Origin of the sequence: Arthrobacter sp. zg-Y1110 (genome assembly GCF_025244865.1) — a bacterium.
GTDB lineage: Bacteria > Actinomycetota > Actinomycetes > Actinomycetales > Micrococcaceae > Arthrobacter_B.
Genome location: NZ_CP104272.1, coordinates 174996 through 193204, shown reverse-complemented (window position 1 = coordinate 193204; position 18209 = coordinate 174996). Strand labels below are relative to the sequence as shown.

General features: G+C 67.0%; 21 protein-coding genes. 12 read left to right on the top strand and 9 right to left on the bottom strand.

Annotated elements, in window-relative coordinates; all coding sequences use genetic code 11:
* Positions 1-26: 26 nt before the first annotated feature.
* From purS to N2K99_RS00995, 5 genes are all read left to right on the top strand, one after another.
* Positions 27-281, top strand: coding sequence for a phosphoribosylformylglycinamidine synthase subunit PurS (purS, locus tag N2K99_RS01015; protein WP_227920839.1), 255 nt, complete (start codon positions 27-29; stop codon positions 279-281).
* Entirely contained in the window at positions 281-1060 is a 780-nt protein-coding gene (gene purQ / locus N2K99_RS01010) for a phosphoribosylformylglycinamidine synthase subunit PurQ (protein WP_374200027.1), read from the top strand. The genes purS and purQ overlap by 1 nt, the downstream gene beginning before the upstream one ends.
* Positions 1057-3366, top strand: coding sequence for a phosphoribosylformylglycinamidine synthase subunit PurL (purL, locus tag N2K99_RS01005; RefSeq protein WP_227932590.1), 2310 nt, complete (start codon positions 1057-1059; stop codon positions 3364-3366). Before purQ ends, purL begins: the two co-directional genes overlap by 4 nt.
* 52 nt (positions 3367-3418) lie before the next feature.
* Positions 3419-3811, top strand: coding sequence for a hypothetical protein (locus tag N2K99_RS01000; RefSeq protein ID WP_227920834.1), 393 nt, complete (start codon positions 3419-3421; stop codon positions 3809-3811).
* Between the two features lie 61 nt (positions 3812-3872).
* On the top strand, positions 3873-4409 hold the full coding sequence (locus N2K99_RS00995; protein WP_227932591.1) for a GNAT family N-acetyltransferase: 537 nt from the start codon (positions 3873-3875) through the stop codon (positions 4407-4409).
* Here N2K99_RS00995 and N2K99_RS00990 read toward each other — a convergent pair.
* Both N2K99_RS00990 and N2K99_RS00985 read right to left on the bottom strand, forming a co-directional pair.
* On the bottom strand, positions 4385-4960 hold the full coding sequence (locus N2K99_RS00990; RefSeq protein WP_227932592.1) for a DUF1990 family protein: 576 nt from the start codon (positions 4958-4960) through the stop codon (positions 4385-4387). The genes N2K99_RS00995 and N2K99_RS00990 overlap by 25 nt on opposite strands.
* The gene (locus tag N2K99_RS00985; RefSeq protein WP_227920830.1) at positions 4957-5343 is read right to left on the bottom strand and encodes an MmcQ/YjbR family DNA-binding protein; all 387 of its coding nucleotides are present in this window, start codon (positions 5341-5343) and stop codon (positions 4957-4959) included. The genes N2K99_RS00990 and N2K99_RS00985 overlap by 4 nt, the downstream gene beginning before the upstream one ends.
* A 120-nt stretch (positions 5344-5463) precedes the next feature.
* Here N2K99_RS00985 and N2K99_RS00980 point away from each other — a divergent pair, with 120 nt between their 5' ends.
* The gene (locus N2K99_RS00980; RefSeq protein WP_227920828.1) at positions 5464-6297 is read left to right on the top strand and encodes a DUF1206 domain-containing protein; all 834 of its coding nucleotides are present in this window, start codon (positions 5464-5466) and stop codon (positions 6295-6297) included.
* Here N2K99_RS00980 and N2K99_RS00975 read toward each other — a convergent pair.
* Together N2K99_RS00975 and N2K99_RS00970 are read right to left on the bottom strand one after the other, a co-directional pair.
* Positions 6294-6737, bottom strand: a complete 444-nt coding sequence (locus N2K99_RS00975; protein WP_227920826.1) for a CoA-binding protein — start codon at positions 6735-6737, stop codon at positions 6294-6296. The genes N2K99_RS00980 and N2K99_RS00975 overlap by 4 nt on opposite strands.
* A gap of 54 nt (positions 6738-6791) precedes the next feature.
* Positions 6792-7409, bottom strand: a complete 618-nt coding sequence (locus N2K99_RS00970) for an alpha/beta fold hydrolase (protein ID WP_227920824.1) — start codon at positions 7407-7409, stop codon at positions 6792-6794.
* A 406-nt stretch (positions 7410-7815) separates the two neighbouring features.
* Here N2K99_RS00970 and N2K99_RS00965 point away from each other — a divergent pair, with 406 nt between their 5' ends.
* From N2K99_RS00965 to acs, 4 genes are all read left to right on the top strand, one after another.
* Entirely contained in the window at positions 7816-8649 is an 834-nt protein-coding gene (locus N2K99_RS00965) for an ABC transporter ATP-binding protein (RefSeq protein ID WP_227932593.1), read from the top strand.
* Positions 8650-8778: 129 nt separating this feature from the next.
* Positions 8779-9855: an aliphatic sulfonate ABC transporter substrate-binding protein gene (locus N2K99_RS00960; protein WP_374200010.1), complete on the top strand. Its 1077-nt coding sequence runs from the start codon at positions 8779-8781 to the stop codon at positions 9853-9855.
* Positions 9852-10703, top strand: coding sequence for an ABC transporter permease (locus N2K99_RS00955; protein ID WP_227932594.1), 852 nt, complete (start codon positions 9852-9854; stop codon positions 10701-10703). The genes N2K99_RS00960 and N2K99_RS00955 overlap by 4 nt, the downstream gene beginning before the upstream one ends.
* Complete coding sequence (gene acs / locus N2K99_RS00950) at positions 10694-12667, top strand: acetate--CoA ligase (RefSeq protein ID WP_227932595.1); 1974 nt, start codon at positions 10694-10696, stop codon at positions 12665-12667. The genes N2K99_RS00955 and acs overlap by 10 nt, the downstream gene beginning before the upstream one ends.
* Here acs and N2K99_RS00945 read toward each other — a convergent pair.
* Complete coding sequence (locus N2K99_RS00945) at positions 12664-13005, bottom strand: hypothetical protein (RefSeq protein WP_227920814.1); 342 nt, start codon at positions 13003-13005, stop codon at positions 12664-12666. The two genes, acs and N2K99_RS00945, sit on opposite strands and share 4 nt — an antisense overlap.
* Before the next feature lie 67 nt (positions 13006-13072).
* Between N2K99_RS00945 and N2K99_RS00940 the strand changes: the two genes are divergently transcribed.
* Both N2K99_RS00940 and N2K99_RS00935 read left to right on the top strand, forming a co-directional pair.
* On the top strand, positions 13073-14422 hold the full coding sequence (locus N2K99_RS00940; RefSeq protein WP_227932596.1) for an O-acetylhomoserine aminocarboxypropyltransferase/cysteine synthase family protein: 1350 nt from the start codon (positions 13073-13075) through the stop codon (positions 14420-14422).
* Positions 14412-14921, top strand: a complete 510-nt coding sequence (locus N2K99_RS00935; RefSeq protein ID WP_227932597.1) for a CoA-binding protein — start codon at positions 14412-14414, stop codon at positions 14919-14921. Before N2K99_RS00940 ends, N2K99_RS00935 begins: the two co-directional genes overlap by 11 nt.
* Here N2K99_RS00935 and N2K99_RS00930 read toward each other — a convergent pair.
* From N2K99_RS00930 to N2K99_RS00915, 4 genes are all read right to left on the bottom strand, one after another.
* Entirely contained in the window at positions 14895-15689 is a 795-nt protein-coding gene (locus N2K99_RS00930; protein ID WP_227932598.1) for a hypothetical protein, read from the bottom strand. The two genes, N2K99_RS00935 and N2K99_RS00930, sit on opposite strands and share 27 nt — an antisense overlap.
* Positions 15673-16233 (bottom strand): RNA polymerase sigma factor, encoded by a 561-nt coding sequence (locus tag N2K99_RS00925; protein WP_227920801.1) that lies wholly within the window; start codon positions 16231-16233, stop codon positions 15673-15675. Before N2K99_RS00925 ends, N2K99_RS00930 begins: the two co-directional genes overlap by 17 nt.
* Positions 16234-16430: 197 nt before the next feature.
* Positions 16431-17237, bottom strand: coding sequence for a carbon-nitrogen hydrolase family protein (locus N2K99_RS00920; protein WP_227920798.1), 807 nt, complete (start codon positions 17235-17237; stop codon positions 16431-16433).
* A 123-nt stretch (positions 17238-17360) separates the two neighbouring features.
* Complete coding sequence (locus N2K99_RS00915; RefSeq protein WP_227932599.1) at positions 17361-18188, bottom strand: alpha/beta fold hydrolase; 828 nt, start codon at positions 18186-18188, stop codon at positions 17361-17363.
* Positions 18189-18209: the final 21 nt, after the last annotated feature.

Below are 18209 nucleotides of genomic sequence, written 5' to 3'. Positions count from 1 at the left end.
CCCATCTCGTTTAGAGGAGCTGCCGGATGCCCCGGATCGTTGTTGACGTTATGCCCAAGCCTGAAATCCTTGATCCGCAGGGCAAAGCCATTGCAGGGGCACTCCCCCGCCTGGGACTGACCGGCTTCGCCGGAGTCCGCCAGGGCAAGCGCTTCGAGCTCACCGTAGACGGAGACGTCACCCCCGAAATCCTGGAGCAGGCCCGCACCGCCGCCGCCACACTGCTCTCCAACCCCGTGATCGAAGACGTCACCCGCGTTGAAGTAATCCCGGAGGCCTGATCTTGAGTACCCCCCTGATCGGCGACTTTTCCGTTGCCCCCGAGAACGACGCGCTCCGCGCGGTCCGGGTGGGTGTCATCACCTTCCCCGGCACCTTGGATGACCGCGACGCCGCCCGCGCCGTGACCATCGCCGGCGGCACCGCCGTCGGGCTCTGGCACGCCGAAGCCAATCTGCAGTCAGTGGACGCCGTAATCATCCCCGGCGGGTTCTCCTACGGGGACTACCTGCGCGCCGGCGCGATTGCCCGCTTCGCACCGCTCATGGACAAGGTAGTGGACGCCGCAGCCGGCGGCATGCCCGTACTGGGCATCTGCAACGGCTTCCAGATCCTCACCGAGGCGCACCTTCTGCCCGGTTCCATGATCAAGAACAACCACCTCCGGTTCTCCTGCGCGGACCAGCTGCTGCGGGTGGAAAACAACAGCACCGCCTGGACCTCCGCCTACGAACCCGGTGCCGGCATGGTGGTTCCGCTGAAAAACCAGGACGGACAGTACGTCGCGGACGAGAAGACGCTGGACGAGCTGGAAGGTGAAGGCCGGGTGGTCTTCCGCTACGACGGCGGGAACCCCAACGGGTCCCGCCGCGGCATCGCCGGCATTTCCAACGCCGCAGGAAACGTCGTCGGGCTGATGCCCCACCCTGAACACGCCGTCGAACCCGGCTTCGGCCCGGATTCCTCCGCCTACGGCGAGGTAGGCCTGGGCTACGGCACCGACGGGCTGCGCATCTTCAGCTCTGTACTCAACTCGCTCGTTGCCGGAGGCAAGTCATGACCGTTTCCCCCAGTGCTGCCGCTGAGCAGAAGAAGTTCCGCATCGACACCGTTGAGCACGCCGCTGCCACCCCGGACACGGAACTGCCCTGGGCCGAGCTCGGCCTGAAGGAAGACGAATTCCACCGCGTCGTGGAGATCCTGGGCCGCCGCCCCACCGCGGCGGAACTGGCCATGTACTCGGTGATGTGGTCCGAGCACTGCTCGTACAAGTCCTCCAAGGTGCATTTGAAGCAGTTCGGTGACAAGGTCACCGACAAAATGAAGGAACACCTGCTGGTGGGCATCGGCGAGAACGCCGGCGTCGTGGACATCGGTGAAGGCTGGGCCGTGACCTTCAAGGTCGAATCCCATAACCACCCGTCCTTCGTGGAGCCCTACCAGGGGGCGGCCACCGGCGTCGGCGGCATTGTCCGCGACATCATCTCCATGGGTGCCCGCCCGGTGGCCGTGATGGATCCGCTGCGCTTCGGCGCCATCGACCACCCGGACACTGCCCGCCTGGTGCACGGCATCGTCTCCGGCATCGGCGGCTACGGCAACTCCCTGGGCCTGCCGAACATCGGCGGGGAACTGGTCTTCGACTCCGTCTACCAGGGCAACCCGCTGGTCAACGCCCTGGCTGTGGGCGTAATGCGCCACGAGGACATCCGCCTGGCCAACGCCTCCGGCGCCGGCAACAAGGTGGTGCTCTTCGGCGCCCGCACCGGCGGCGACGGCATCGGCGGCGCGTCCGTGCTGGCCTCCGAATCCTTCGACGCGGACAAGCCTTCCAAGCGTCCCGCCGTCCAGGTGGGCGATCCGTTCGCGGAGAAGGTGCTCATCGAGTGCTGCCTGGAGCTGTTCAAGTCCTCCGTGGTGGAGGGCATCCAGGACCTGGGCGCGGCCGGCATTTCCTGCGCGACGTCGGAACTCGCCTCCAACGGCGACGGCGGTATGCACGTGGAACTGACCAACGTGCTGCTGCGCGACCCCACCCTGACCCCCGGCGAGATCCTGATGTCCGAGTCACAGGAACGCATGATGGCCGTGGTGACGCCGGAGAACGTGGAAGCGTTCGAGGCGATCATGGACAAGTGGAACGTGGAGTACTCCTGGCTCGGCGAGGTCACCGGCACCGGCCGGCTGATCATCGACTGGGACGGCGAGACCATTGTGGACGTGGATCCGCGCACGGTGGCGCATGAGGGACCGGTGTACCAGCGCCCCATGGCCCGCCCGGCCGCACAGGACAGCATCGAGGCCGACTCCTTCAATGCGGAACGGCCCTTCGGCAGCGCCGCGGTCAAGGACGCCATCCTGGAACTCATGGCCTCGCCGAACATGTGCGACAAGTCCTGGGTCACCAACCAGTACGACCGCTACGTGCAGGGCAACACCGCCCTGGCCATGCCGGACGACGCCGGTGTGGTCCGCGTGGATGAAACCACCGGACTGGGCGTCGCCATTTCCACCGATGCCAACGGCCGCTACTCCTACCTCAACCCGTACGAGGGCGCGAAGCTGGCCCTGGCCGAGTCCTACCGCAACGTGTCCACCGCCGGCGCAAAACCCCTGGCGGTCACCGACTGCCTGAACTTCGGCTCCCCGGAGGACCCCGAGGTCATGTGGCAGTTCGCCGAGTCCGTACGCGGACTGGCCGACGGCTGCCGCGAACTCGGCGTGCCTGTCACCGGCGGCAACGTCTCGCTCTACAACCAGACCGGCGGCGTCGCCATCCATCCCACCCCCGTGGTGGGCGTGCTGGGCGTGTTCGACGACGTCGCCCGGCGCACGCCGTCGGGCTGGCGGCAGGACGGCCAGGCCATTTACCTGATGGGCACCACGCAGGACGAGCTGGACGGTTCCGAATACGCGAACCTGCGCGGCCACCTGGGCGGACAGCCGCCGAAGGTGGACCTGCAGGCGGAGAAACTGCTCGGGGAACTGCTGGTCAATGCCTCCCGCGACGGAATGATCGACGCCGCGCATGACCTCTCCGAGGGCGGCCTCGCCGCCGCACTGTCCGAAATGGCCCTGCGCTTCGGCGTGGGCGCACGGATCGGCCTCGGCGAAGTCTGCGAACGCGACGGGGTGGACCTGTTCACCCTGCTGTTCTCCGAGTCCCAGGCCCGCGCCGTCGTCGCGGTGGCCCGGAGCGAGGAGGTCCGCTTCAAGGACATGTGCTCGGCGCGCGGCTTCGCTCATGCCCGGATCGGCGTGGTGGATACCGAGATCGGTGCCCTGGACTTCCAGAGCAACTTCGTCCTGCCGCTGGATGAGCTGAAGGCTGCGCACGAAGGGACCCTGCCGAAGCACTTCGGCTAGTATCCCGCGGCTGCACGGGCCCGGGATACGGGCCCGTGTAGGCTCCTCAGGCATGGACAAGATCTACCGAACGCAGCAGGTCCGCCAGGTTGGCGGAGTACTAAGCCTGGCGGCGGGCGCCGTCCCACTGATTTTGAACCTGCCGTATTTGTTCAGCGGGGATGACCGGCTGACGGCCGGCCTCACCGTCGCGGCCGGGCTGCTGGCAGCAGGCATCGGGGTGTGGTTGCTGGCGGGGGCCCGCAGCCGGGGCAAGGAACAGGTGCTGACTGCGGACCGGGGACGAGTCAAGTTCATGGCGGCGACCGCGGTGCTGTGCGCAGTACTGCTCATCATTTCGTTGCTGCTGCTCCAGCAGCCCACGACGTCCACCGGACTGTTCGGACTCCTCCTGGCGAACTCGTTTCGGATGCTCTTCGTACCTGTTGGCCGCCAAACCAGGTAGTCCCCCGCGCGTCCGGACCGCCGAATGAAGCAAAACCCGGAAGTACGTGCAAAATTAGCTCGTGAGCATAATCCCCGAGAACCTGGCCGCAGACGCCGGCATCCCCACGCAGCGCCTGACGCTGGACCTGATGACCGTGGCGGAAGTGGACGCCCTCATCATCCAGACGCGCCACCCGGACTGGGCGGAGGACTTCCCGCAGCCCACCGACTACGACGCCGCCCGCCAGTTCTTCGAGGCCGGATTGCTCGGTCCCGCTGCGGCAACGTTCGGCACCCGCCTGATCCGGGAAATATCCACCACGCTGGTGGTGGGAACCATCGGCTTCGCCGGCCTGCCCGATGAAGGCACGGTGGAAGTCAGCTACAACGTTGCGCCCTCCCGCCAGGGCCAGGGCTACGCCACTGAAGCGTTGCTGGCGTTGGCCCGGTTTGCGCTCACCCACCCGGAGGTGGACGCCATTATTGCCTACACGGAGCCGGGCAACGACGCGTCCCAATCCCTGCTCCTGAGCGCGGGCTTTATGCCGGAAGAGGAAAACGGCCTCACCCTGAAGTTCATCCTCCGGAGGGATCAGCTCCCGGAGGCCAGCCGGTAGGCAGCTGCGAAGTACCGGTTGGTGTAGAACTGCTGGACCCTCACGTTGACGGCGTTCGCTGCACCCACCAGCCGGTTGCCTGGACGGCTGTAGGCGGCGATCCGGAAATACAACCGGCCCTCCTCGTCGAGTTCGGCATAAAAGCCTTCTTCGCCTCGCTCCGGGTGTCCAGCCAAGGTCCCGTAGCCAAAACCGCTGCGCTGACCGCGGACCGGTGCGCCGTCGTCGTCGACCACCGCTTCCGCTGCCCAGATCACCCGGCACGGCGCGTAGTAGCGCACCCGCCAGAACCCGACGCCGGACGCCATGTCGACACCGGGGACGGCGCGGGGCGTGCCGGGGGGCACATACAGCCCCGCCCGGCGATGCAGGTCCCAGTCCAGCAGCCCGTTGGTGAGGCGGAGGAACCCGGCCTGCGGGTCGGCCACCTCCAGTTCTTCCTTGCGCAGCACCAGCCGGTAACCCGCAGGCCAGCGGTCCGTCATCGGCGCCGGATACGGCCGCTCGGTAAACCCCTGCTCCGCGTAGGTGAAGCCGGTGTTGCCCCTCATCCGCCCGCCAGGCCCTTCCACTCGAGTGATTCCCGGTCTTTTCGCGGCAGCGACGCCACCACCAGGTCATAGGAGTCCTCCACCAGGTCCCGGATCATTCCGTGCGGCAGGCCGGAGGCAACTTCCACCTGGTTCCAGTGCGTCTTGTTCATGTGCCAGGCGCCCGTGATTTCCGGATGGGCGGCTCGCAGCTGGAGCGCCAGTTCCGGTTCGCACTTCAGGCTGATCATCAGGGGCTCGCCGGCTAGGGCGGCAAGGGCAAACATTTTCGCTTTGCCGCCGGCCGCCCGCACCTTGAACACCGAGGACTCCGGACCGAAAGGGAAATCTTCAAACGCTCCGGGCAGGGACAGGCACAATCGTTTAAGCTCACCCGCATCCATGTGGACAGCCTAGCGCTGCCGTCCGTGCGGTGGCACTGCCGCCACCCATGGGTGGCAGGATGGGAGGAACAGGTAGGAAAGCTGCGGGCATGCCGGCAGCGGAGCGAAGGACAAAACGGTTTGAACCACAACAACCGCAGTACCGGCACCGTCAGCCAGGCCGCCGAGCGCGCCGCCGATTCCACGGCCTTCGAGCGGTTCGCCCGGGTGGGCTACGTGGCAAGCGGGATCGTGCACATTGTCATCGGCGCGATCGCCCTGCAGATCAACGCCGGAGGATCCGGCAACGCGGACACCAGCGGAGCCGTAGCCGCTGTGGCCAAACAGCCCGCCGGGTACGTGCTCCTCTGGTTCTGCTTCCTCGGCTGCTACGCCCTGGCACTGTTCCAGCTCAGCCGCATCTTCCTTGCCGGACAGCAGCTGAAAGACACGGAGCTCTGGAAGGACCGGGCCAGCAACGCCGGACAGGTGCTCGTTTACGGGGCCATCGGAACCATTTTCGCTTCGTTCTCCCTGGGCCGCGGCAGCAACGACGGCAGCTCTTCCTCAGTCAGCTGGACCGCCCGCCTGCTGGCGGTACCAGCGGGCCAATGGATTCTGGGCCTCGCCGGACTGGTTGTGGTGGGGGTAGGCGGCTACTTCATTTTCAAGGGAGCCACCCGCCGCTTCCGCCGAAACCTCACCGGCGTCCCCGGCGGTCTCTGGTCAAAGGCCGTGGATATCACCGGCGTGGCCGGCTTTATCGCCAAGGGAGTGTCGCTTGGCATCCTGGGGGCGCTGCTCACCCTGGCCGCCGTGCAGGCGGACCCGGAGGAGTCCACCGGCCTCGACGGTGCGCTGCATACACTGCGGGACCAGCCCTTCGGCATGGTGGCGCTGGCCGCGGTGGGTGTCGGCCTGATGCTTTACGGGCTGTACATGGGAATCATCCGCGCCCGGTTCGCCAAACTCTAGAGCCCGAAGCGCGGTGCTTCGATCACCGGGCAGGCGTCCATAACGACGTCGAGCCCTGCCGCTGCTGCACGCGCGGCTGCCGCTTCGTCCACCACGCCGAGCTGCATCCAGACAGCCTTGGCGCCGACTTCGATGGCCTGGTCCACGATGTCGCCCACGCGGGCGGAATTCACGAAACAATCGACCACGTCGATGCTTCCCGGGATTTCGCTGAGCCGGCGGTAACCCTTGTTGCCGTGCACGTCATCGCCCTTCAGGCTCACGGGAATGATCTCCATGCCCAGATGGTCCTGGACAAAGCGTGAGACGCCGACGGCGGGGCGGAGCGGGTTATTGGACAACCCCACGATCGCCCACCGGGCCGGCTTGTTCCGGAGCAACCGCTCGATTACCGCAGGGTCGTTGACGTGTGCGCTGCTGTCACCGTTGAACTGGAACATCTGCCGTCCTTTGCCGAGCCCGAAGATTGGGCTTCAGCTTACGCCCGGGGCCGCCTAGCTCAGGAAAGACTCGATGGCATCGGTCAGGGCCGCGTCGGGGACACCGCCGGTATCCGACTCCAGCAGCAGGAACTCCCCCGAGTCCAAGGCCTCGGCGGTCTGGCGTGCCAGGTCCTGGGTATCGTCGCCGCTGCCGCTGCCGGCCATCACGAGAACGGGGATGCGGACGCCGGCGAGGCCCTCGATCTCGGTCTGCAGGACCATCAGTTCGTCCTCCCCGTCAGCGAGGGACAGGGTGGGTTCCAGGGCCACCACCCGGCTGACCACCGTGGATTCCTCGGCGGCCCTCAGGGCCAGGAATGCCCCTTCATCAAACCCGTAAAGGTCGGTTGTTCCTCCCGCCACTTGGAGGACAGCCAGCAGGTCATCAACGTCCGACTCCGCGGTGTATTCCTCGCCCATGCCGCTTTCCCCGATACCCCGGCGGTCATAGGTGTAGACCGTGTGGTTTTTCGAGAGGGCGTCCGCCAGGACCACCGTCGCGGGGCTGCTGCGGTGCGCCAGCAGGGGTCCCACAATCGCCAGCGGCGGGCCGCTGCCCTGCCGGGACCACGCAATGGGTGTTCCATCGGCGGACATCACGATTCCGGAGGCACCCGAAGCTGATTCCATGGCCGGCTCCCTGCTGGTTGGGGGTAGGAAGATGCTGGAGAGCCGACGGGCCCGCCTTAATGCACCGTGTTCCAAAATTAGGAGCCGACGGCGCGCGAGGTCAATGCCCGCAGGCGGCAGGTGCACGGAAGTGCCGCAGAAGGCAAGACCGGCGACGGCGCCGAACATTTCCTTATGTGAACGGGCGCACCTGCCCGGGCTTGTCGGATCCGCGGATCCGGCGTTTAGTAGTCCTTGACCATCCCGAGCGGCTGAGAGACCTGGATCGATGAAGCCGCAGCAACCCTGGTTGCCGCATTTCCTCCTTGAGAGGCGGCAATAACGAGGCTGGTGTCGCAGGAAGCCGTTATCCCGGCTCAGGACACCTTCCGTAGGGTGCTACTGCCAGGTTCGATGGAGCGTTCCTATGACTGCAGTATTGCCCTCTTCCACGTCCACCCCGCCTTCGCGCACCGGACGGCCCGCCCCCAACGGGGCAGCCCTGCCGGTTCGATTCGCCGGGCTCAGCCGCAGTTTCGGCACCGGCCTGGATGAACACGTTGTCCTTCGGGACATTACCTTTGACATCCATCCCGGCGAGGTGCTGGCCATCCTCGGCCCCAGCGGCTGCGGCAAGTCCACGCTGTTGCGTGCAGCTGCCGGCCTGGATCTTCCGACGTCCGGCAGCGTCCTGATTGACGGCAGTACCGTCAACGGAATCGATGACCGCTGCGCCGTCGCCTTCCAGGAACCGCGGCTGCTGCCGTGGCAGACCCTGCAGGCCAACATTGCGATCGGGCTCCCGAAGTCCGCGAGCGCCAGCCGAGGGAAGGCCAAAGTTGCCGAGCTCCTGGACCTGGTAGGCCTGTCCGCCTTCGCCAAGCACCGGCCGCGGGCGGTTTCCGGAGGCATGGCCCAACGGACTTCCCTGGCCCGTGCCCTCGCCCGGGAACCCGGCGTTTTGCTGCTCGATGAACCCTTTGGCGCCTTGGACGCGCTGACCCGGCTGAAGATGCAGGACCTGCTGCTCACCCTGCACCGGGCTGCGCCTGCCACCGTGCTGCTGGTTACCCACGACGTAGATGAAGCCCTGCAGCTGGCGGACCGCATCATTGTCCTCGGCCCCGAGGACACTGCTCCCGGCGCCACCATCACCGAGGTTGTCACCGTCCCCGGCCGTCGGCCCCGGGACCGCGCCTCGGCAGAGCTGGCCCGAATGCGCGGCGAGCTCCTCGCCCTGCTCGGCGTAGAGCGCCACTAGCCCTCCCACGCCTCCCAGGCCCTTCGCAACGGGCACCGCCCCGCCCCGTCAGGGCAGACACACCGCTGCCCTCTCCACACGCACACCCTAACTGCGCTTTTGCGCACCCTCCTCCCGTAAGGAACCATCATGAACAGCCGTTCCCACCTGTCCCGTCCGTCCCGTCCGTCCCGCCTCCCCCGCCGGACGCCCCGCATGCTCGCCGCCGCCGCGGCGGCCGCCGCGCTCGCCCTCACCGGATGCGTTGCCGGGGAAGACACCACCGGCGCCTCCGCCGTAGAGGAGGCCGACGGCGGGACGCTCACGCTCGACTTCGCCACGTATAACCCGCTGAGCCTGATCATCAAGGACCAGGGCTGGCTGGAGGACGCTTTGGCCGATGACGGGGTCGCGGTGGAATGGGTCCAGTCCGCCGGCTCCAACAAGGCCAACGAGAACCTGCGTTCGGGTGCGATCGACGTCGGCTCCACCGCTGGTTCGGCCGCCTTGCTCAACCGGGCCAACGGCTCCCCGATCAAGGTGATTGACGTCTTCTCCCAGCCCGAATGGTCGGCCCTGGTGGTCGGTCCCGATTCCGACATCAGCTCGGTAGCCGATCTGGCAGGCAAATCCGTGGCCGCAACCAAGGGCACCGACCCCTACTTCTTCCTGGTCCAGGCGCTGGACGAGGCAGGGCTGAGCCTCTCCGACATCACCGTGGAGCAGTTGCAGCATGCCGACGGCCGCGCTGCACTGGAGAACGGGTCAGTGGATGCCTGGGCCGGACTGGATCCGATCATGGCCGGAGCCGAGCAGAACGGTTCCCGCCTGGCCTACCGCAACCTGGACTTCAATACCTACGGGCTCCTCGCAGCGAACGAGTCCTTCCTGTCGGAAGACCCCGAGCAGGCGCAGGCCGTGGTCAACGCGTACGAAAAGGCCCGTGCCTGGGCGGCAGCAAATCCCGATGAAACCGCGCAGATCCTGGCCGACGTGGCCGGGCTGGACCCCGCCGTCGCCCAAACGGTGATCGGCGAGCGCAGCAACCTCGACGTAGATCCCGCACCCGGGGAAGCCCAGCGCAGCGTCCTGGCGAAGATCGGCCCCACGTTGGTGGAGACCGGTGACGTGGCCAGCCAGGAGCAGGTCGACGACGCCCTGGCCAGTCTCCTCGATGACTCCTATGTGCGGAACGCAGATCCGGATTCACTGGGAGCCTCCTCATGAGCACCCCGGCCACGTCCACGGCTCCGGCCCCAGCCCGCACCCACACCCGCAAAGCCTCCCTTCGAACACCGGCAGCTTCAAAGGCCACTGGGCCGGACCGACGGCTTCCCCGGCTCGGACTGGGCCTGTTCGTCCCGGTGCTGCTGCTCGCGGCCTGGCATCTCACCTCAACCACCGGGGTCTTCAGCGCCGTGCAGCTTCCCTCCCCCGCGGCGGTCTATTCCGCGGCCGCGGACCTGGTGCAGCGCGGCCAACTGGGTGGCCACATCGCCATCTCCACCCAGCGGGTGCTGACCGGCTTTGCCATCGGTTCCGCCCTGGGACTGGTCCTTGGCGCCCTGCTGGGCCTGTCCCGGCTGGCCGATGCCCTGCTGGGCCCGGTCATCGGAGCCCTCCGGGCGGTTCCCTCCCTGGCATGGGTACCGCTGCTGATCCTCTGGATGAAAATCGGCGAGGATTCCAAGATCACGCTGATCACCATCGGCGCGTTCTTTCCGGTCTTCACCACCGTTGCGCTGGCCCTGCGCCACGTGGACCGGAACCTGGTGGAGGCAGCCCGCGCCTTCGGGCTCCGCGGCGTGAAGCTGCTGACCACCGTGCAGTTGCCGGCCGTGGTACCGGCCGTTTTCTCCGGCCTGCGGCTCGCACTCGCCCAGTCCTGGCTGTTCCTCGTTGCGGCGGAACTGATTGCGTCCTCAATGGGGCTCGGCTTCCTGCTGATGGACTCGCAGAACAACGGCCGGACCGACCGCATGTTCCTGGCCATCATCACACTGGCCGTCATCGGCAAAGCCACCGATGCCCTGCTGGGAATCGCGGAGAGGAAGGCGGTACGGAAATGGGCCTGATCTCCGTACTGGCCGCCGCTGGGACCTCCCCGGACCCTGTCACCGAAACCGAACGTATTGCATTCTGGGAGTCTGCGGCCCGCCGCCTGCAGTGGGACGAGCCCTGGCATACCGCCCATTCCTTCCAAAGGCCGCAGCGTCTCAGCGGCACAGAGGTCCCGGAAGCAGAGGCGGAGTACACCGTTCCGAGTATCGAGTGGTTTGCCGGGGGCCGCCTGAATGCCGCCGTGAACTGCGTGGACCGGCACGTGGCAGCCGGGCACGGCAGCCGGGTTGCCCTCCACTTCGAGGGCGAACCCGGAGACCGCCGCTCCGTCACCTACGCCGAACTGCTGCAGCAGGTCTGCCGCGCCGCCAACGCCCTGCAGGCCCTGGGCGTAGGCGCCGGTGACCGGGTGGTGATCTATCTGCCCGTCCTCGTCGAGACCATTGTCATCACCCTGGCCTGCGCACGGATCGGGGCAGTACACTCGCTGGTGTTCGGCGGGTTCTCCGCCGAGGCGCTGAAGTTCCGCGTCCGGGACACCGGTGCGAAACTGCTGGTCACCACGGACGGCCAGTACCGACGAGGCAGAGCCGTACCAGTGAAGGACAATGCGGATGCAGCCGTCGCCGATGCCGACTCCGTTGAGCACGTCCTGGTGATCCGGCGGACCGGATCTCCGGTTCGCTGGGTGCACGGCCGCGATGTGTGGTGGCACGAGAGCGTGGACACGGCGTCGGACGTCCATGAAGCCGGCACGTTCGACGCCGAGTCGCCGCTGTTCATCATGTACACCTCCGGCACCACCGGCCGGCCGAAGGGCCTGGTCCACACCACCGGCGGCTACCTGACCCAGGCAGCACAGAGCTACGACTACCTCTTCAGCCATCCGGACCCCGCCCAGCGGTCAGCCGACGTGCACTGGTGCACCGCGGACCTGGCGTGGGTCACGGCGCACACCTATGAGATCTACGGACCCCTCGCCAACGGCGCCACCCAGGTGATCTTCGAAGGCACCCCGGACACCCCGCACCCGGGCCGGCACCTTGAAATCATCGAACGCTACGGGGTCACCAGCTACTACACGGCCCCCACCCTGGTGCGTTCCCTGATGGGGTGGTTTCCCGACGGCGTCCCGCCGCGCTATGACCTCTCCTCGATCCGCCTGCTCGGCACCGTCGGCGAAGCGGTGAACCCGGAGGCCTGGCGCTGGTTCCGGGAGCAGTTCGGCCGGAGCGAGGTTCCGATGCTGGATACCTGGTGGCAGTCCGAAACGGGTGCCGCCATCCTCACCCCGCGGCCCACCGACCGCACGTTTAAACCCGGCTGCGCCTCGCGCCCCATGCCCGGAGTCGGCACCCGGGTAGTGGACGGCGACGGGTCCCCGGTCCCGCCGAATACCCAGGGCCTCATTGTCGTGGACCGGCCCGGCCCCGGCATGGCCCGCACGGTATGGGGAGACCCGCAGCGCTATCTCGATTCCTACTGGCGGCAGTACGCACGGCAGGGATGGTTCCTGGCGGGCGACGGCGCCCGCTCCGACCCCGACGGCGACACCTGGATCCTGGGGCGGGTGGACGACGTGCTGAATGTTTCCGGGCACCGGCTCTCCACCATCGAAATCGAATCTGCCCTGGTGTCCCACCCCTGGGTGGTCGAAGCCGGCGTCTGCCCGGTTACCGATTCCCGCACCGGGCACGCAGTCGTTGCCTTCGTGGTGCTCACGGAGACAGCGGAGGCCGCACGCGCCGGCGCCGTGCTGCGGGCACACGTGACCGGGGAGATCGGACCGATAGCCCGGCCCGCCGCCGTCGTTGTGGTTCCCGATGTGCCCAAGACGCGCTCCGGAAAGATCCTGCGCCGCCTGCTGGCCGAGCTGTTTGAGGGCGCACCGCTGGGCGACACCAGCAGCCTCCAGAACGAGCCGTGCATCGCGCCGATCAGGGCAATTTGTGCGGCTCGGCGCGAAGGGACGGCCTAATGCTTCCTGGTCAGCGTGATCCGGTCCATCACCACGGAACCGCCCATTTCCTCCTGGACCCGCAGGAATTCCGTGGGCGAGACTTCCAGGACCATGGTCCCGGGGCGGGGAACCAGCAGGTCCTCGTGTCCGCCGTCCATCAGTTCCAGCAGCAGCTGGGTGGCCTCGGCCTGGGACATCGCCTTAGTGAAAGCGATCGTGTGGGTGGCAGCGGCACGCCGGTAGCCGGTTTCAATCACGATTACGTACTCGTCCATCGCCCGCCACCCTCGCTTCGGTCCGCCGGCAGATCCGTGCGCCCAGCCGGCACCCGCCTGCTCCCCATTGTTTGCCTGCACTCACCAAGTTTTCAACGGTTCCCCCGTTTCCAGCCCTCTCCACTCCCAAGGAAGGAGCACTCAGCTTATGAGTGAACACCAATTCGGATTCCGCACGCGCGCCCTGCACGCCGGCGGGACCCCCGATGCCCTGCACGGTGCGCGCGCCGTTCCCATCTACCAGTCGACCTCGTTTGTCTTCAAGGACACGGACGACGCCGCCAATCTGTTCTCGCTGCAGAAGTACGGCAGCATCTACTCGCGGATCGGCAACCCCACGGTGGCTGCCTTCGAGGAGCGCATCGCATCGCTGGAGGGCGGGATCGGGGCGGTGGCGACGGCGTCGGGCATGTCCGCGGAATTCATCACCTTCGCCGCGCTCTGCTCCGCCGGGGACCACATCGTGGCGTCGGCCCAGCTGTACGGCGGCACCTTCACCCAGCTGGACGTGACCCTGCGCCGGTTCGGGATTGACACCACTTTCGTGGCCGGCACCGACCCGGCTGACTATGCCGCGGCCGTACAGGAAAACACCAAGGCCGTCTACGCCGAGGTGGTGGCCAATCCCAGCGGCGAAGTAACGGACATCGAGGCCCTGGCCCGGGTGGCGCACGACGCCGGGGTGCCGCTGATCCTCGACGCCACTCTCAGCACCCCCTATCTGGTGCAGCCCTTCACCCACGGCGCGGACATCGTCATCCATTCCGCCACCAAGTTCCTGGGCGGACACGGCACCACCCTGGGCGGCGTCGTCGTGGAGAGCGGCCGGTTTAACTGGGGCAACGGTAAATTTCCGGCCATGACGGAGCCGGTGCCCAGCTACGGAAACATTTCCTGGTGGGGGAATTTCGGCGAATACGGGTTCCTGACCAAACTGCGCTCCGAACAGCTGAGGGACATCGGCCCCTCCCTCAGCGCCACCTCGGCTTTTGCCCTCCTGCAGGGAGTGGAGACGCTGGCGCAGCGGCTGGATGAGCACCTGCGCAACGCCCAGGCGGTGGCCGAATGGCTGGAGGCGGATCCCCGGGTGTCCGGGGTCAGTTACGCAGGGCTGCCCTCACATCCGCATTACGCGCGGGCCCGGAAGTATCTGCCCAAGGGACCCGGATCGGTGTTCAGCTTCGGCGTCCGGGGCGGCCGTGCCGCGGGGCAGGCGTTCATTGAGGCGCTCCAGCTGGCCTCGCATCTGGCGAACGTGGGCGATTCCCGCACGTTGGTGATCCATCCCGGGTCCACCACGCACCAACAGCTCTCGCCGGAGCAGCTTCGCAGTGCAGGAGTACCCGAGGACCTGATCCGGATTTCCGTGGGCCTTGAGGACCTGGAGGACATTCTCTGGGACCTGGACCAGGCATTGTCGGTGGCCTGCGGGGACGCGGGCAGCCAGAGAGTTTCCGCCGCCGTACCCGTCCTCGAGGAGGCCGCCCATGTCCGCTGACACTGCTGCGCAGGTTCGTTCCTGGATTGGACCAACGGCGCCGGAACGGCTGGCGTTGCTGCGCTCGGCCGAATCCATCGCCATTGTCGGCGCGTCGGCCAAGGCCTCCCGGGCGTCCTACTTCGTTGCCACCTATCTGCTCTCCTCCTCGCGGTACCGGGTCTATTTCGTGAACCCGGCAGTGAAGGAGATCCTGGGCCGGCCGGTGTTTCCCTCGCTGGCGGACCTCCCGGAGGCGCCGGACATCGTGGACGTGTTCCGCCGCCACGAGGACCTGCCCTCAGTGCTGGCCGAGGCCCGGACGGCCGGCGCGAAAACGCTGTGGCTGCAACTGGGATCCTGGCACGAGGAGGTGGCCCGGGACGCCGAACAATCCGGCTTACAGGTGGTGATGGACCGCTGCGTAAAGATCGAGCATGCGCGCTTCCACGGCGGCTTGAACCTGGCCGGCTTTAATACCGGCGTGATCTCCTCAAAACGGCAGCTGACCGCGCAGTGACCGTGCCGGCGCTGAACGCCTAGCGGTCCCGGCCGGACTGGCCGCTGCCGTGGGAGTTGGCCCCGCCATTGCCCCGGCCGTTTCCCGGGCCCGAGTCCTGGCGTGACCACGGTCACCGGCGGGATCCGCTCCGGCTCGCTTGGAGTCTTGTCCCCGGCCTGCGGCATTGGGGTTCCCGTGAAGGTCGTCGCCGCGAGGCGGCTCCGGAACAATTGCTTTGCCGCCCCCAATGCCCGGAAGCGGCGGGTTGCCCGGCTCCACGCCCGGAGCGGGGACGATAGCCGGGGTCGGCGCCGGTTCCGGCTCCGGAGCGGGGACGGGCACAGGTACCGGGACGGCTTCCACGATCGGCGCGGGCTCCGGTGCCGGAACGGCAGCAGGGGGCAGCGGATCCGTGACGGCCTCCGGGGCGGCGGGCTCGGCTCGTTCCAGCGTGGGCGTTTCCGGGGTGAAGGTGACCTCGGGAGTCGGATCCGCTCGGATCAGGAAGTCAGGGTTGGCCGCCACGCCGCCTGCACCGACGGCCATGGCCCCGATCAGGGCTGCACCGAGAATCATGCCGCGGCCGCGCCGAGCCCGGGGGCGAAGCGGCACGGGGTTGCCGGCAAAAAGGGCAGCCAGCTCTCCGTCCGGTTCCGGCGCGGGGACGCGGGACTGCATGCGCAGCGCGAGCAGCTGCTCAACCAGCTCGGGGGACTCCTCTACGCCGGCTTCCGCCAGGAGGCCGCGGACGTGGAGCGTGTCCTGCGCTTCAGGATGCTCGTTCATTGTCCGGTACCTCCTTCCGTTCGAGTTGGTTCTTGAGTACGCCCAGTGCGCGGCGCTGAAGCTGCTTGACCGCTCCGGCACTGCGTCCCATGATCTTCGCCGATTCTTCAATGGAAAGATCGGCCACTACACGCAGAAGCAGGACTTCCTGCTGCTGCGCCGTGAGCCCTTCCAGCAGTGCTGCGGCTCCGGCATCGGCGCCGAGCACGCTTTCCTCGGCGGATTCTGCTTCACGGCGGTCCAGCTCCGGATCAAACACGGCCATCACCGGCTCACGCTCGCGCCGTCGAACGTCGTCCACCATGCGGGCGTGGGCGACGGAGAAAGCGAAGGTCCGGGCGCCGCGGAGCCCTCCCTTAAGCGTGTCCAGCTTGGAGAACAGTGTCAGGAAGACTTCCTGCGTGAGCGCTTCGGGGTCGTCGCACCCCTTGGAGCGGAGGTAGCCGAGGATGCCGGGCGCGAAGTCGTCGTAGATTTCCCGCAAAGCCGCCGGTTTTCGGGCACGCGCATCACGGAGCGTTTGCTCAGTAAGCGGTGCAGGCACGGCGGATTCACTTTCCTGGGAAGCGGGAGTGGTCCAAATGCTACCGTGTCCGTCGCCGTTGACATGCGTGCAACGGCCGCACCGATGCTCGTTGGGGGGATAAGCCTCGGCGCGGCCGTTACAAACAGGTAATCGTGAACGGGTAGGAAAAGGTTACGCACCACGCGGAAAATCTTTTCAGCGCCGGTCTCCCGGACCTAGTGCGCCTCCACAATCCGCGCATTTCCGGCAAAACGGCGGTTCTTCAACACCGGGAGGAACTGGCGGACGTCGTCGATCCGCTGACGGGTGACGTCCGCCGTCACCACCGCCTCGCGCTCGTCCTCCAGCGCCGCCTGCGGCACTCCCATGGGGTCCAAAATGACGGAGTGGCCCACGGTATGCCGGCTGGAGGTACCGGCCGCTGCGACCCACAGGGTGTTTTCGATGGCGCGGGCCTTGAGCAGGGTTTCCCAGTGGTCGATCTTGTGCTCGCCCTTGAACCAGGCCGCCGGCACAGCCAGCAGATCTGCGTCCAGGTCGGCGAGCGCCCGGGCCAGTTCCGGGAAGCGCAGGTCATAGCAGGTCATGACCCCCACCCGGAGGTCCCCTACCTGCATAACCTTCACGCCGCCGTCGCCCGGTTTGATCCGGGTCGATTCGGCGTAGGAGAACGCGTCGTAGAGGTGCAGCTTGCGGTACGTGTCCACAATCCGTCCGGTCGCATCGATGAGGACCAGGGTGTTGAAGGGCCGTTCCTCACCGCTGGACTCATAGCCGCCGGCGATCACCGCAATCTCCAGCTCGGCGGCGAGCAGGGACAGCTGGGAGACAAAAGTGGTCCAGGAGGCGTCGACGGCGGCGGCCAGGGTTCCTTCCACCTTCCCGATGCTGAACATGGATTCCTCGGGGAAGATGATCAGCTCCGATCCCTCGGCGCGTGCCTTGCCGGCCAGGGAGCGCATGGTGTCCAGGTTCTCCCGGACCCCACCGGCGGGGCTGAACTGACCGACGCTGACTTTCACGGGAAACCACCTTCACTTCGGGCTGGGTTGCTCCCAGCCTAGAGCAGGTCAGCGTTGTTCTGCAGGATCCTCCGTGATGCGGGAGATCGGTGACGGGTGCCGCAGCCGCACCAATCCCGGCCGCTATCCGCCGTCCGGGGCGGCCCAGAACTGCAGTATGGTCCGGGTGACCTCCTTCGGAGCCACGAGCAGCGGCGCGACGTGTCCACCACCTGTCACAGGAACGAATTGACCGGCAGGCAACGAACGGGCCGCCTGTTCCGCCTCCCCGGCGTCGCTCATGGCATCATCCCGGCCGGCCATCAACAGTGTCGGCACCTGCAGCCGAGGCAGGACCGGGCGGAGGTCCGGACGGCGAAGCATCAGCGAGCGCATAGCCCAGTACTTGCCCCGCCTGTCGCCGCGTTGAAAGGCGGCGGCAACAATTGAAGCAGCTGAAGGCGCGCTCGCGGCGGCTCCTTGCCCAACCAGTGCTTCCACCACCGTTTTGCTAAACGGTCCCGGACCCAGAATCCGGTACAGCCGGACGAGGAGTGCGGTCTTCCGGCGGTCGGCCGCTGGCAGCGGATAGGCCGGGGTGCCGATGGCCGTCAAGGTCCTGATGCGGGCGGGAAAACCATCCGCCAGGAGTATGCCCACGTGTCCGCCCCAGGCGTTGCCCACCCAATCGACCGGGGCGGCAACCTGCAGGGCGTCCATCACCTGCACCGCCGCTGTGGCGCAGTCCTGCAGGGAATAGAACCTTCGGGGACCTGGACTGTCTCCATGACCGGGGCCGTCCACCAGGAACAGCTCGCGCCCGTCCCCCAGCTCTTGGGTGACGAGGTCAAAAGTCTCTGAATCAACGAACATGCTGTGCCACAGGAACACCGGCGGACCCACGCCGATCCGGCGGATTTTGATGGGGCCAACAGCCGTAGGGACCACGGTTGACGTTGTTTTCGTATCCACGCCCGCCTCCTAAGAACGGAT

What these genes read in the sequence shown, in the direction of transcription:
- purS (WP_227920839.1), top strand. Translation starts at nt 27, where the DNA reads ATGCCCCGGATCGTTGTTGACGTTATGCCCAAGCCTGAAATCCTTGAT.
- purL (WP_227932590.1), top strand. Translation starts at nt 1,057, where the DNA reads ATGACCGTTTCCCCCAGTGCTGCCGCTGAGCAGAAGAAGTTCCGCATC.
- N2K99_RS01000 (WP_227920834.1), top strand. Translation starts at nt 3,419, where the DNA reads ATGGACAAGATCTACCGAACGCAGCAGGTCCGCCAGGTTGGCGGAGTA.
- N2K99_RS00990 (WP_227932592.1), bottom strand. Translation starts at nt 4,960, where the DNA reads ATGAGGGGCAACACCGGCTTCACCTACGCGGAGCAGGGGTTTACCGAG.
- N2K99_RS00985 (WP_227920830.1), bottom strand. Translation starts at nt 5,343, where the DNA reads ATGGATGCGGGTGAGCTTAAACGATTGTGCCTGTCCCTGCCCGGAGCG.
- N2K99_RS00975 (WP_227920826.1), bottom strand. Translation starts at nt 6,737, where the DNA reads ATGTTCCAGTTCAACGGTGACAGCAGCGCACACGTCAACGACCCTGCG.
- N2K99_RS00970 (WP_227920824.1), bottom strand. Translation starts at nt 7,409, where the DNA reads ATGGAATCAGCTTCGGGTGCCTCCGGAATCGTGATGTCCGCCGATGGA.
- N2K99_RS00965 (WP_227932593.1), top strand. Translation starts at nt 7,816, where the DNA reads ATGACTGCAGTATTGCCCTCTTCCACGTCCACCCCGCCTTCGCGCACC.
- N2K99_RS00960 (WP_374200010.1), top strand. Translation starts at nt 8,779, where the DNA reads ATGAACAGCCGTTCCCACCTGTCCCGTCCGTCCCGTCCGTCCCGCCTC.
- N2K99_RS00955 (WP_227932594.1), top strand. Translation starts at nt 9,852, where the DNA reads ATGAGCACCCCGGCCACGTCCACGGCTCCGGCCCCAGCCCGCACCCAC.
- acs (WP_227932595.1), top strand. Translation starts at nt 10,694, where the DNA reads ATGGGCCTGATCTCCGTACTGGCCGCCGCTGGGACCTCCCCGGACCCT.
- N2K99_RS00940 (WP_227932596.1), top strand. Translation starts at nt 13,073, where the DNA reads ATGAGTGAACACCAATTCGGATTCCGCACGCGCGCCCTGCACGCCGGC.
- N2K99_RS00935 (WP_227932597.1), top strand. Translation starts at nt 14,412, where the DNA reads ATGTCCGCTGACACTGCTGCGCAGGTTCGTTCCTGGATTGGACCAACG.
- N2K99_RS00930 (WP_227932598.1), bottom strand. Translation starts at nt 15,689, where the DNA reads ATGAACGAGCATCCTGAAGCGCAGGACACGCTCCACGTCCGCGGCCTC.